At 58.2% G+C, this 14,667-nt stretch carries 7 protein-coding genes and 1 pseudogene; 3 read left to right on the top strand and 5 right to left on the bottom strand.

Annotation, left to right across the window (positions count from 1 at the left end; all coding sequences use genetic code 11):
* Nucleotides 1-108: 108 nt before the first annotated feature.
* Nucleotides 109-306: a cold-shock protein gene (locus J0X25_RS38475; protein WP_226777044.1), complete on the bottom strand. Its 198-nt coding sequence runs from the start codon at nt 304-306 to the stop codon at nt 109-111.
* Nucleotides 307-394: 88 nt separating this feature from the next.
* Here J0X25_RS38475 and J0X25_RS38470 point away from each other — a divergent pair, with 88 nt between their 5' ends.
* A complete protein-coding gene (locus J0X25_RS38470; RefSeq protein WP_226777043.1) occupies nt 395-2,419 on the top strand; it encodes a pentapeptide repeat-containing protein in 2,025 nt (674 codons plus the stop codon).
* A gap of 270 nt (nt 2,420-2,689) precedes the next feature.
* On the opposite strand, the gene J0X25_RS38465 is transcribed toward J0X25_RS38470, so the two are convergent.
* The 4 genes from J0X25_RS38465 to J0X25_RS38450 form a co-directional block, all read right to left on the bottom strand.
* Nucleotides 2,690-3,697, bottom strand: a complete 1,008-nt coding sequence (locus J0X25_RS38465) for a DMT family transporter (protein ID WP_226777042.1) — start codon at nt 3,695-3,697, stop codon at nt 2,690-2,692.
* A gap of 572 nt (nt 3,698-4,269) precedes the next feature.
* Entirely contained in the window at nt 4,270-5,289 is a 1,020-nt protein-coding gene (locus tag J0X25_RS38460) for an NADP-dependent oxidoreductase (RefSeq protein WP_226777041.1), read from the bottom strand.
* 1,467 nt (nt 5,290-6,756) lie between these two features.
* On the bottom strand, nt 6,757-8,541 hold the full coding sequence (locus J0X25_RS38455) for a DUF262 domain-containing protein (RefSeq protein ID WP_226777040.1): 1,785 nt from the start codon (nt 8,539-8,541) through the stop codon (nt 6,757-6,759).
* A 102-nt stretch (nt 8,542-8,643) separates the two neighbouring features.
* Nucleotides 8,644-8,802 carry a hypothetical protein gene (locus J0X25_RS38450; protein ID WP_226777039.1) on the bottom strand — a complete coding sequence of 53 codons (159 nt, stop codon included), beginning with the start codon at nt 8,800-8,802 and terminating at the stop codon, nt 8,644-8,646.
* A gap of 159 nt (nt 8,803-8,961) precedes the next feature.
* Between J0X25_RS38450 and J0X25_RS38445 the strand changes: the two are divergent.
* A pseudogene (locus J0X25_RS38445) lies at nt 8,962-11,622 on the top strand (PD-(D/E)XK nuclease family protein).
* Entirely contained in the window at nt 11,619-14,498 is a 2,880-nt protein-coding gene (locus J0X25_RS38440) for a UvrD-helicase domain-containing protein (RefSeq protein WP_226777038.1), read from the top strand. Before J0X25_RS38445 ends, J0X25_RS38440 begins: the two are co-directional and overlap by 4 nt.
* Nucleotides 14,499-14,667: the final 169 nt, after the last annotated feature.

The following is a 14,667-nucleotide window of genomic DNA, read 5'->3' as shown; positions in this document are numbered from 1 at the left end:
AACTTCTCACGTGAGAAATTTATTTGGCCCATATCGAACCGTATTGGACGCGAGGCTGTCCATCTGGAGACGATTATCCTCGGCACGACAATCCGGTCTCGGCTCCGCCTACGAGGTCACCCGTATATTCCGTGCTCGCGGCCCACGGTCGGCCGACGTCACGTCAAACTCGACACGGGATCCCTCTTCGACCGGGCCGTGTTCAACGTCAGCACGGTGGAGGAACACGTCTTGCCCGTAGCCATCGCGCTCGATAAAGCCGTAGGTCTCCCGATCGCTGAGGAATCGCACGCGTCCACGAGCCATTACGACGGTCATGTGCGCCGGCCGTCTTGAAGCTATTCCTGCCGGATTCAATGATACCTTTTTGTAATAGTTCCTGTGGGGGAGCAGAATGGGAGGCAGATGTACGTTCTTCGAGTCGGAAACCTGGGACGAACGGCTCGAAACCTACGTTGGACGGGTCTGGGATCTCGAGACCACGCTCCGGAAGGTGGGAGACAGCGATCCGCAGCATCGCATCGAGGAGATCGCTACGATGCTGGATGCCGATCCAGCGTCGATTGCTGTGACCTCGATCGGCGACGTGCTGGCAATGGACGAAGCTACCGTTCTCGACGTGTCGCTGTCTGGAGCGGCCACCGTCTGGCGCGACGACCAGCCGTGGCTTCCCCAGGAGTGCCCGCATGAGCCGATCGAGGGGACGGATCGATGCGTGTTTCATCTCGCGCCAACTCGCTACGATGAGGTCGGAGTGACGCACTCCGAGGTGTCCGAGCAACTTCTCCACGCACTCGATCCAGCCGGTGGACAGCAGACGTGCTTCGTCGGTGCTCATCTCAAGATACTCGACCTTTCTGGGGTGCATATTGCCCGGACTGACAGTAACCCGATTGATTTTCGTCTGGCGACGATCGACTCGACTGTCGACTGCAGTGACGCTGTCTTTGGGCCGCCGCTAACCATGGTCGGGGCTGACCTCTGTCGAGACGGGCAGTCGGAGGAGACGACGACTGGGACGGCTGCGAACCGATACATCAGCGTCAACGGTGACATTGATTTCTCGGGGGTCGCCTTCAGAGCGAGTGCTGACTTCAAGCACGCCCGATTTCGAGCGGCCGCGACGTTCAACGGTGCCACGTTCGATGATGTAGCGATGTTCAACTACGCTTTCTTTGCGGACCAGGTCGAACTGTGGGCAACCGTCTCCGGAAAGGCAGATTTCAGCAAGGCAACTATCAGGGGCGGTGCGCAGCTTCGGGGCACCTTCGAGACGGCGGTGATCTTCAACTACACCACGTTCGAGGGTGATGTCGTCCTCTGGAACAGCACGATCGACGGGAAGGCCGAGTTTCTTGCGACAGAGTTCGAAGGGGCAGTCGACTGTGGCCACGTGGCGTTCAAAGGATTAACCCGATTCTGCGAGACGACGTTTCGGGATGCTGTCAATCTGCAGAACGCGCAGTTCACTGATACAGTGCGATTACGGCGCGTTCGTGCGCCAAACGCGGTGATCGATCTGCAGAACGCGGAGTTGGCCGCTGGACGTCTTGAACTCGGCGACGATGCTCACTTTGACCTCGCCGGTGCGACGCTTGGTCGCGTGTCGATTGACGTGACGGAGGGTGTGTCACTCCCGGCCGACCCGGTCGCCTATCTCCGAATTCAACGGACAGATTTCAATAGCTTTGATTTCAGCGCCCACGCTAGCTCGTTCAAACCGGACTGGCGGCTCGATGCGCTGGCGCCTAGTTGGCCGGTATCGTATCGAGAGTCCGACGAGGATGCGTTAGCACAGTATGAGATGCTTGAGGATACCTATTTACGGGCGAAAAGCGGAGCGACCGAGGCAGGGCACAATAAGGCTGCCTCGGAGTTCTTTGTCCACGAGATGCGCTATCGCCGCAAGCAGCACGCAACGCTGGCCCGTCGGCGAGTGCGTCAGTCATTACGCGATAGCCCCTCATCGGTCCCGCAGTATGCCGCGGCACCAGTTATTGGTCTTGGCCGGTCACTAACGGATCTCACGAGAGCTCTCGTCCCGGGGATCGATCGTGGGGCGACGAAGCGTGCAGATACACCCGGGTGGCTAGCGGGCTATCGATGGCTGAGTAACGGGACACTCGGGCTCATCGCAGGGTATGGCGAACGGCCGCAACGCCCGATCATGGCATCTCTGGCCACGATTTGGGTGTTTGCCGTGGCCTATTGGCTCTTGGAGGTGGTACCACCTTCGGATGCGCCGTTCGGGCTTGGATATCTGTTGCTGAGCCTTCAGTCGTTTATTACATTTATACTCGGTTCTAGCCCCGTCAGTGCCGGATTCGGGCCGCAGGTGCTCAGCGCAATCGAGGGGTTCATCGGCGCGTTTCTGATCGCAGTGTTCGTCTTCTCGTTGACGCGATCGATCCATCGATAAGGTCTGGTGCTGAGTGGAATACACCGCGGACGCTTTCAAAGACAGTAATCAGGGGCCTTCTGACTTCTTCAGTTTCAGAGAGCAGATCAGAACGTTCGACCAGTTCATTTCTCTTCGCAGCCGGCGACGGCCAGGTCTCGTCGGATTCACGACGACGCCATCCAGCTGACGGATGCTGTCACCAATCGCGTCATACTGTGCGTCTCGCAGAACATCCTGAATAAATCAGTACTCCCATCCATGAGTATGCAGCCGCCCAGGGAAGAGCGGTTAATCACCTGGCTGCAGGTAGTTCTGTGAGTCAGACTGTGTCTTGTAGACATCACCTTGGATGCAGACTTCATCACGTTCAAGCACTCGGTCACTTCCGGCTATGGTTCGAGTAGACTGGACAAGCTGCCAGAGCGGCCGGATATTGCAAAGCACGAATCCGACAACGATGAGCGCGAATCCGGTGACGGTCGCTATGGTAATTTGCTCACCAAGAAGGACTGCACCGAAAACCGTCGCCACAACGGGTGATGCGTAGTTGATGAGGCTGATATTCGTTGCACCGATTCTGTTCAGCAAAGTGAAATACAGGAGGAACCCGCCAGCTGTTGCGAAAATCCCAAGATATGCGAGCGCGACGGCCGCTGACGGCGTCCACGTTACATTTCGGAACGTTGCTCCTGAATAGGCGTACGCTGTCGCGTGAAGGAATACCGCCCCGGTAACCATCGACCACGCGTAGAGTGCCATCGTCGGGAGGCCCGCTGACCAGCGTTCTGTCAGTACGGAGCCGAGCGCGAAGACGACTGCGGACGCCAAGAGAAGCCCAATGCCGAGGAATTGTCCGTCGAAGGATCCGCCAGCAATTGCAATAGCGATCACGCCAGCGAGCCCAGTACCTAGTCCAATGATATCCGTGATGTAGATCCGTTCTGTTGAGAGGACACGGATAGCGATGACCGGCGTAATGATCGGCGTGAAACTGAGGATGACCGCAGCGACACCACTCGTGACGTAACTCTGGCCGATGAACGAGAACGCAAAGTGCGCTCCAATGACGAGGATGCCGTTCGAGAGGATGAGAGCGAGGTCTGCTTTCGTCTGGGGGAGCCACCGGAGCCGGCTGAGTAGCACCGCTCCGATAAAAATGACCGCGGCAATATCTAACCGAGCCGCTGCGAAGAGGAGCGGTGGCAGTGTTTCTAGCCCGATTTCGATCGCTGTAAAGGCTGTTCCCCAGACAAGTGCGAGCGCACCAAACAACAACACGTCTTCTATATTTGTCATGTTATCATTGCGTAGTATGTGATTGCTTCAAAGTCGATGTAGTCCCTATAAGCGGCTCAACTAAACGATTTGCGGGGACCATGATAACACAACTCAACGTCTATAGGGCTGTGTTAGTCATTCACCAGACAGGCTTCTTTGCTCATGACGGTGACGGTCGTTCCGTCATCTGCGTCACCCATACGGACTGGGGTGTGGTCAGTACTATCCTCTTGCAACGCAGCTCAACGCCCCTATTTATCACGTTCACAAAACTGAATCAAGAGATCGGTCTCCTACCGTTTGTTCCCACCACACTCAGAAATCACGACACAGCCACGTCTAGGGAACCGTCCGTCAGGATGGGTCCAAGGCTGAGGGCGCGATCCGATTACGTCGCCATCAGGGAGACTGCAAACCGTACTATCCCAGTGCTCGGGATTCCTCGGCCTGAAGGCGGAGGATGATGTCAACTTGCGGAACAGAGATCGAAGCAGGTGTCAATTACGTTTTTGCTGTCATCTGTCGGTGCTGAACAGTAGTTCCGTCATGACCGTGCAAGAGGTGCTCGCTCGAGTGGGCCCCCAGTGGGCTTAGTCCGCGTCGATCCGGACGAGCTGTTTCCCAATGTTCGTCCCGTCGAACAGCCCCAGGAACGCATCGGCAGCGTTCTCGATGTCGTCGGTGACCGTCTCTCGATACTGAAGCCGGTCCTCCTCGACCCACCGCCGGAGCCGCGCATTGATGTGGTCGAACCGATCGGCGTGATCGCTGACGATAAACCCCTCAACGCGAGTGCGGGTCCGCTGGTGGAGGCGCCGCGGACCACGTAGTCGGTCGTCGCCTTCTTCCGCGTTGTAGAGAGCAATCTTCCCGCAGACGGCCACGCGAGAGTGGTCGACGAGGTGGTCCATGACGGCGTCGGTCACCTCCCCACCAACGTTCTCGAAGTAGAGGTCGACGCCGCGCGGGCAAGCGTCGGCGACCGCCGCCGAGAGGTCGTCGGTCGTGCGGTAATTGATCGCCGCGTCGAAGCCGAGGTCGTTGGTGAGCCAGTCGGCCTTCTCGTCCCGGCCCGTGATCCCGACCACGCGGCAGCCGGCAATCCGAGCAATCTGGCCGGCGACGGAACCGACCGCGCCGGCCGCGGCGGAGACGACGACCGTATCGCCTGGTTCGACCTCGCCAACATCGACGGTGCCGACGTAGGCGGTCCGGCCGGGCATCCCGAGGACGTGTAGTGCCGTCGAGACCGGTGCCGTCCCCGTATTGACTGTCTCGAGGGCGGTGCCGTCGACGACCGCGTACTCGGCCCAGTACAGATTGCCCAAGACGGTGTCACCGGCCTCGAACGCGGCGTGGTTCGATTCGACGACCGTGCCGACGGCCCGTGCTCGCATCGGTTCGCCGACGGGCCACGGGTCAGCGTAGGACTCGCTGTCGCGCATCCGCCCGCGCATGTACGGATCGACGGAGAGGTACTCGGACCGGACGAGCACCTCCTTTGGGCCCGGCTCTGGGATCGGGTCCTCAGTCAGTTCGAAATTGTCGGCCGTCGGTTCGCCGGTCGGTAGCTCTGCGAGCCGCCATTGTCGATTGTGCGCTGCTCCCATGGCTCTCGGCTACTTCGGCGGCCTCGGTCATGACGGTGTGGATAGGAGCAACTGGGGATGTAACGCCACGACGTTCGTCCAGACAGAGCGGGAGGCAGGCTCGGTGTGCAGGAACTAGCACTTGGTGAGAGTGGCAATATCCCGGTGGGCATACTCTTCGTTTGGGACTGCGGAATCAGCCGCCGGTCATGGACCCGCACCCGTCATCATTGCGTTTGAGGTGCCGACGGCCGATCACGATCGGACTTAGAACTACTTCCCGAGCATCACACGCCTTCCCTCGAGAAGACGAGATGACCTTATTTGCTGCCTGAAAGGGACATATCGATTCGTTCGGGTTTTTCTCGAGTTCTGGGACTATCCCTTTTCGCAGACTATTCGGACTGATTCCGGGGACTGCGACGACCTCATCTTCATTTGTCCTCTGCTCTCTCGAATCACGATCTCGACATGATCTCGTACTACTTGTCAGAACCCGTTACAGGACCAGAGCGTATGATATCCTCTGCTCGATACAATATGCAATTCTAGAGTCGATGTTCGAGTACGGGACGGGATGACCGACAGGTTCGATTGTCCTTATCGTTTCCTGTATCCTACAATCGTGGTGTGTTGCTAGCGGGAGTCGAAGCCGCCTCCGTGACGGTTTCGATCGGGCAACTCCGGAGAGCGTGGACTCGACGAGTCACAGATGCGACGGCCTCACGGGCTTCCGATCGGGAGTCCGTAGCCAGTGAGGTATCCCAAGCATCTGCCGACCCGACCAATCCCTGTTGGCACCGGATGCAAGTGATTCGCGGCCGTCGTAGCACCTGTCGCGTTGCCCACGGACGCGACACTCCTCGACCTCACCCTAGTACACCGCGAGTGAGCGTTTTCTCTCCCCCCGCGTCGCTCGCGGCGTTTCCACATCGTGTTTCCAGCGAACGAGTCACATGGCTACGAAGTACTTCTCCCGTAATCGCGTAGTAGACGTTGTCGCGCTAGCTACACGTGACGATCACAATCACCAGCTGGCGTCAGCCGTTGTCACTGACTCCTTTGGGTTAGAATGGGGTTCCTGAACGGCCTGTGGATCGTTGATCGTCGACTCGCTCGACATGGGTTTCGACACACGACAGTACTACCGTATTGTGCTCGCGTGTCGTGATCTTCGGGATGCGATGCGTGATGAACTCCCGGACGCGTCGATGCTCGACGTCCACACGTTGATCCGCCTGTATCAAGACTTCCAGAACGATTGAGGATTGTTGGGGAAAGTCGCTACGGCACTTCGTTTACTAGTCGCATTCGATAGGACGCTCGTAGATCGAGTCGCGGTTGAGTTCGAAGCTTCGCAGGTCGAGTTGAACTTCGCGCTCGCGGCGTTCGCAACGGTATCTGGTCAGTTTTTGGAATGGTCGTGTGATCTCTAAGACTACTTTTCATCGGCGGGAAATATCGGAACTTCCACTGCACAAAAAAGTGTTACGCGGTTAGCGAGAGTTCGGGTTCATCTTCGAGCGCCCAATTATCGAGTGCGAATTCGACGATTTCGCACTCACGTGTCTCAAGTGTTGCCCCGGTGAACTCGTCGTAATCCGCGAGCGCCTGCTGAGCCCGAAGATTTGAGTTTCCGTACGCGACTTCGCGGTGTGAATCGGCCTCTTTTTTCGCCTCGAACGGCAAGTTTCCATACTCGGTGTTCCAGTACTGATTGGCTATCGTTAGGTTCCCGAGTCGATTCACATACTCGGTGAAGTCGTCGATGTCTTTCGGTATTGCGTCGTCTGGTAATTTCCGCGAGAGTATGTGCTCTACATGGAAATTCTGCCCGAGAATTTCTTCTAGTGGTGGCTGTGTCTCTTCTGAGCGATCCACTTCGAGGTGCTGACCATAGTGGTACAAGAGATATCGGATATCTCGGCTGGGGACGTTTTTGTAGAACACCCGGTTCGTCAGTGCTTGCTCGAATCGCTCGTCGTCTGCGTACGTTCGCGTGATCTCGGCGAGTCGGTCCAAAGTATCGTCGAGTCCATGTGACGGGTCGGAGTGAATCGCATTTGCAAGGTCGATGAGCTTGCTCCGGCCGGTGTTTGATCGTCGTCGGTCGATCGAATACACTCGGAAGACGAGCGTCTCACACTGATCGATGATCGCCCGCATTTGCTGGGGCCGGTCGTCACCGTACCTGAGGAACGCAGCCATGAGGATAGGAACGACGTTCGTGAGGCGACCCAGTTCTAGCAATTTGAACAGTGGTTCCCGTATCGTAGGCGAGTGGTGTTCCGGTCGAAAAAGTGTCTCGAACGCGCCAGCGGCTTCACGGAGTCGAAGCGAGTATCGTTCGATCTCCTCACAAACGCCTTCGTAGTCTTCGCTTCGGTACCGTTGATACAGACGGCGTTTGAGCGTCTCGAAGCTATTGAAGAATTCGTTGGACTCGTACCCGTCGTACGTCCCCCAATGAAACCGCTGAAACGCGTCCTCATCGAAGTCACGAGATCGATGATGGCCATCCGAAAGCACGAACAGTTTCCGATAGATTTCGCCGAACCGCCTGTCGATGTTCTCGTTGAATTCCCCATCTCGGTTCGCCCGCCCGTCCATGCTGACGAGCAAACTCTTGGTCTTCTCGAGCGACGACAATGGCTTCCCCCGGTCGTTGAGCCCTTCGAAAATGAACGCGGCTTCCGATTCACCCTCGGTTTCGACGATGTTGATCTTGAAGTTGTGGCGGAGGCGATCGGCCATCTCCCGTACTGGAATCCCGTCTTCGTCCGCTATCCGTGTGAGCTCCTCGTGAAAGTATTGATATGTCTGTTGCAATCGTTCCTGAGACGGCGTCTCGGGCGCGTAGTTTGCGTCGCCGAGGAGGTTGTCTTCGAAGAACTGCCGATCTTGGTCCTGAGGGAGTAGGCGCGGTCGATCTTCTGGGATGAACAGCGAGTTCGATAATTCAAGTTGCTCACGCACTTGTTCGTCAAGTTCGGACGCCACACGGAGAAACAGGATGACTGTCGTCAGACGCTGCTGGCCGTCAACAACGTCGTAGGCTTTTGTTCGGATTCCTGATTCGGACACGTACAGGTCGGGTTGTTCGTCGAGAATGATATTGCCGAAAAAGTGGTTGTTCTCTACTGGGAGATAGCGGATGTCTTGGAGGAATTCCCGTCGTTGCTCCTCCCCCCACGAGAAACTGCGTTGGTAAGCCGGGATGTCGAACACCCCCTCCTTGAGGGCATCCTCCATCGTCTTGGTATGTGCTTTCATGGCACGACTTGGTCACCTCCCACGGCGCTGTATTTGAAACCTAGGGGTATGGCGATCCGCCCGAGACTACTGAACACGATCCCGAATCGTGCGACGAAGAGTTCAAGATGCAACTAGATCCGAGTCAGGTGGCCAGGATCCAAAGAATATCCGGTACAGCGGCCCAGGAAGGATTTTCGCAAGTAATCCGGTCGGTTTGCTTTCCAGCAGGTCTTCGAGAGCATCATATGTCTCGCAGTTAGAGTCGATATCGGTAGACATCAGCTATCGGATATTATATTCGACTGGTAATCTTTGTTCTGTCAAATTTCTGTTAATCTGACCCACCCCATTTGCTAGCGTGGAGGGCTATATAGCGGAGGTCATCTACAATGATTGATATACAAACTTATTGTTTGGTGAACCAACATGGTATGCATCGTGTCACTCAAGCAGTCGAAATCGATCGATCGACTGTATCACGAGGTCGCCGACTACGACCTCGTGATCGTTCCCGACTCACCGCTCGCGGACGCCCTCAACCGGCGCCTCGAACGCCCTCATTTCGGTCCCTTTGCGATCACACCCCGACGGCTCGCAACACGCCGCCGAGAGACTGCAGAGGACCGGACCGCGTTCCTCGAGGTGATCGACGAGACTGATCTGGGCTGGAAGGAAATTGCCTACACCGTCGGGAACGTCCTCCAGTGCTGGGAGTACCGGGGACGTGCCGACTCAATTCTCGAATAAGAGGCGTTCGACACGCCGGCGACGAGAACCGTCGTCGATATCGTCAGCTCGTTGCAGACGTCCTCACGACTGCTCGCAGACTACGAGATCGATGTCAGCACAGACGAGTCGGTCGCGGTCGTCGGTGAGTCCCAATTGACGAACCTCGAGCGGTCGATTCTTCCCGACGAGTACGATTCGATCGATCGGTTTACCGAAGACTCATTCGAGCTCCCAGCGTTTCGAATCTTCGAGTCACCGGCAGCGATCGTAGACGCAATTCTCAACACCGTTACTCGCGACAACGCGGACGAGATCGGCATCGTCCTCGACGCGAGCAGCGAATATTCGCCGCTCATCGAATCGGCGCTCGAGACAGCCGATATTCCATACTACGGCGGCCCTGGCTTCATGGACGACCGGGACCACCGCGCGTTCGTGCAGTTGCTGCGCTGTTCGACGGCTGGCTCCGATACCCGCGTTCGCTCCGTGAAGCCACTGCTTTCGTGTCTCAATGCGACAGTACCAGTCGAGCACGACGAAAAGCGACTCGTCGACGTCGATGACCCCGAGATCGAGTGGCTTCGTGAGTTCACCGATCGATCGGACGCGCTCACCTTCGAAGCGGCGCTGGACGCGTACGAGGAGCGGACAGGACGCTCGCTTGAGGCGTTCCGCGATGAACTCGAGCGACTCAGCTTACTCGCGGAACCGATCACGACGAGCGCAATCGATCGGCTCGCCTTCTACCTCGAGACCTACGAGGTGCCGATCGATCGGGACAACGAGGGAGTCCTGCTGGCAGATGCGAAGTCGGCCTCGTTCGTCGACCGGACGGTCATCTTCTATTTGGGACTCGACGAGGACTGGACCCACGACTCGCCAAACCGGCCGTGGGTCGACCGCGACGAGGAGTACGAGCGAAACATCGACGGCTTCCAGTCGCTCCTCCAGAGCGGTGTCAAACAGCACTATCTCGTCCAGGATGCGGCCGGTGGCTCGCCCGTCACGCCGTGTCTGTACTTCGACGAGTTGCTCGAGACCGAATTCGAACGGTTCAGCGATCTCGAGTCGATTCGTCACGCTCGAACGAACCGAACGACCAGTGACGGCTTCGCCCGGGAGCCGCTGGCAACAGACGTCGAACCTGAACATGTTGAGACGGTCAGCCAGTCGAGTCTGAACACCTACGCGAACTCGCCGCGAGACTACTGCTTCGGCCGGCTCACGGAGACGCCAGACAGGCACTACTTCGTCGAAGGGAACCGCTTTCACGACTTCGCCGAGTTCGTCGTCAACCATCCCGGGTTCATCGACGATGCGCGTCTCGAGGATGTCGTCGACGTTATGATCGAGGAAACGCGTGCCTTTCATCGGACGATAGACCGCGAGATACAGCGGACGCGATATCGGATCGGCCTCGAGACGATTTGCGACTACCTCGAGGAATACGCGCCGGACAGCACGGCATTCCTGACGCCGGCGAGCGGCAGGGATACGAACGTCTTCGCAGACTACTTCGATCGACCCGTTGATTCACCGGTAACCGAACGGTGGTTCGAAGACGAGGCGCTTCGGCTGAAGGGGAAGATCGACCTCGTCCAGTCGCCGACGCAGCTGGTCGATTTCAAGAGCGGGAACCGAAAGTCCGCGTCAGAGGTTACGAAACACGCTTCGATCGACGAGCCGAGTGACAAGCCGAACTTCCAGGCGCTGTGCTACCTCACGTACTGGCGACGACAACGGCCCGACGAACACCTCGAGTTCACGTTCTGCCACTTCCTCGAAACGCTCGACGACATCGTCACCGGCGGCGGCTCTCTCGAGGATTGCATGACGACGGTGACGTACCATCCGGTCACGTTCGACGAGTTCGTCCAGTCCCGAACGGTCTTCGACGAACTCCGAGACGATGCCGCGAACAAGTGCAATAAAACGTTCTCGAAAACCGACTACGAGACGTATCTGTCCGTCTTCGATACCCACGACGTTCCGAGAACGCGAGACGCGGACGAGATGGCTGACTCCCCCTTCGGCGAGGCGCTTCTCGAACGCCTGATCGACGACGTCGGAGACTACAAGTACGTCAGGACGGGCTGTATGCAAGCGTTCAGACATCTCTGCAGCTATCGGAAAGAGGGGTACTTCGTCGAAGATCTCGACGCGTTCGAGCGCTTCGTCGACGCACAACTCGAGGAATTGAACCGCTATCGCCGCGGCGAGGACCGCTTTCCAGTCGACGGCCGCGCCGGCGAACCGAACTACCGCTACGTAGACAACCGCGATATGCTGCTTACCGAACCCCGATCCGCTCGACCCGACGCACGGAATCCGGCTGCGACCGACAATCAGGACGCGGAGGTGCGGCGATGACGACGCCGACAGAAGAGCGGTCAGCAGACGAGCCGCCGTCGCCGAACGATCGGCAGCGGGAACTCATCGAGAGCACGGACGGACTGTATCTCGTCGATGCCGGCGCCGGGACCGGCAAGACGTTCACAGTGACCCGGCGCTACGCGAATATCGTCGCCCAGCCCGACGTCGAGCCCGACGATATCCTCCTGATCACGTTCACGCGCAACGCGGCGACGGAGATGAAAGACCGAATCGTCGCGGAGTGTGACTACGATATGCGGGCGCTCAACGACGCGCCGATTCAGACGTTCCACAGTCTGTGTAACGACATCCTCGATCAGCACGGCTTCCACGCGCCGTCCTATCTCGGGATCGACGACGCGATCACCGGCTCGACGCGGATCCTCGAGAACGAGACCATCGAAGGGGAGTACTTCCAAGAGTTCGTCGATCGATTCAGCGACGACCACGACGAGTACGCCGACCTCCTCCGGTGTCTCTCCGATCCGACGGAACTGCTCGACCTGCTCAACAACCTCGCGTCGAAAGGGATCTTTCCGACCGACGACGGCTGGTATCGTGACGGCAGAGACGCCCTCGAGGGCGACTTCGAGGCGTTCAAGGAGACGTTCGACGAGGTGAATCGGCCGCGAAACGGCGGCAGCAAGCAGTCGACGCTCCGCGAGCGGCTCGGTGGCTACGGCAGAAACAAGTGCTACCTGCCGGATGCTCCCGATCGAAGCGAACTCCGCGGTGAGTACGGCTCGAAGGCTGTCCCAGCGGAGATCGCAAAACGGGTCTTCACCGAAGACCGCAACCACCTTATCGAGTTCGTCCACGACATCTACTTCGAGTATCTCGAGTTCGCACTCGGACGGAACTACCTGAACTTCTCGTTCCTCCAGCTGTTCGCGTTCGTCCTGTGCTGTGAGGACGGCGATCTCCGCGGGGACCTCGCGTTCGAGTACGTGATGATCGACGAGTTCCAGGACTCGAGCGAGATCCAGTTCAAACTCGCATTGCTTCTGGCTGGGATTGACAACGTCTGCGTCGTCGGCGACTGGAAACAGAGCATCTACTCGTTCCAGTACGCAGCGATCGAGAACATCACCGAGTTCGAGTCCCGGCTGAAGCGGTTCGCCGGCGAACTGAACGACGACGCCGATCGGATCTCGTTCCCGCTCGAGCCCGTGACGACGATCGAACTCGACCGGAATTATCGCTCGACGCAATCGATCCTGGACTTCTCCGAGCACGCGCTCGTGACACCGGGCAGCAGCAACGAGTCGGTCGATCGAGAGTCGGTCCTCGAAGACGTCGTGTCGCTAACCGCACACACTGACCGCGATCACTCGCGGATCGAGGCCGTTCAGCACGCCGACGAGCACGAGGCGATCCTCACGAAGATCCAGGAGATCGTCGGCAACGACGAGTACGCGGTTGAAGACGACGGTGAGTTGCGGCCACCGACGTACGGCGATATCGCTGTCCTCACCCGAACCCGTGATTTCGGCCGCGAGTTGCTCTCCACTGCCGAGGCATACGAGTTCCCGATGGCCTACGAAGGCGGGATCGAACTCTTTCGAACCGATCAGGCGAAGCTGTTGCTGGCGTGGCTGCGCATCCTCGAGGACGATGCGGATGCCGACCGGGGCTGGGCAGTCGTGCTCGAACGGGCCGGCTATACGCTCGACGAGATCGAGTACGTCCTCGATCACGACGCCTATCCTGACGAGATGGACGCGTTTCGCACCGAACTGTCGACGCTCGAGACCCACACGGCGGTCACTCGCCGCGTGTTCGATCGGTACGGCTACGACGGGACGACGGCGGACGTCGTCCTCACGACGATCCAGTCGATCCACGAGTCGACGACGATGACGCGTGGCGACCTGGTTCGGATCATCGAACGGGGTGTCGAGAATGGCTACACTGAAGAGGTGCAGGCCGCCGCAGGTGCTGATTCAGTTATCGTCCAGACGATTCACTCGGTCAAAGGACTCGAGTATCCGATCGTGATCCTCGGGAACATGAACAGCGGCAAGTTCCCGCCCGGTGGCGGCTCCGCGGGCACGATCACGTACTCCGAAACGACGGGGCTTCGCCAGCGGAAGTGCTACGCCGACGCCCACGGTGACCCCCACGTCTACGACAACTGGCGAGCCGACGTCCTCCGCAAGTGCCGGCCGACCGAGCACGACGAGGAACGGCGCCTGCTCTACGTCGCGATGACGCGGGCGGAAAACCACCTCCTGTTCGCAGGAGGCGACGAACCGAATACCTTCCTCGAGGAGTTGCCGGTCGATGTCGAATTACTCGAGCCGGCCATTTCGGCAGTCGATATCGATGAGGAAAGTCATACGCAACTCAATGTCAACGTTCCCGATCCAGCGGGACCGGACGGGTACTCGCCACACTCGCTGATGGACGACAGTATCTTCGAGGATGTTTCGGACGGAAGAGGGAAGGATTTCGGCTCACAGGTCCACGAGTTCGCCGAGGACTACGCGCTCGGCAAGGACGTGACTCCTGGGAGTGACGACGAAGAACACATCGAAGCGTTCCTCGACAGTCTGCCGGGAGAGCTGCGCGTCGAAGAGCGAGCGTACCTCCCGCTTGAGGTCGACGGTGAACGGATCACGCTCTCCGGGATTATCGACCTGGTTCACGTGACCGACGAAGTGGTCGAGATCGTCGACTTCAAAACGGATCTCAGTCGGCATGCCGAGTCCCAGTTTCGAATCCAGCTCAGCGTCTACTATCACGTCCTCGAAGAATGGTTCAGTGATCGTCCCGTCACTGTATCGATCTTCTATACGGCCGAAGACGATCGAGTCGAGATCAGTCCCTTGTCGAAAGCAGAGCTCGTAGCGGTGGCTAACAAACGGTCATAGTAGACCACGGATCCCTCATTTGGTTAGGACTAGTTGAGAAGAGCTTCGAAGAGTTCAATAGAAAGGCTCTCATCGAGGTTCTGATTTGCGTTTCCACAATGCGGTGAGTGAATGGATCCGGATCTGCTCCCTTTATCTACTTCACACAGGAAAGCGGTTGAGAAATAAG

It is taken from the genome of Haloterrigena alkaliphila, from assembly GCF_017352155.2.
Taxonomy (GTDB): Archaea; Halobacteriota; Halobacteria; order Halobacteriales; family Natrialbaceae; genus Haloterrigena; species Haloterrigena alkaliphila.
Note: the sequence above shows the minus strand (reverse complement) of the source record. Positions and strands in the feature narration are given on the sequence as shown.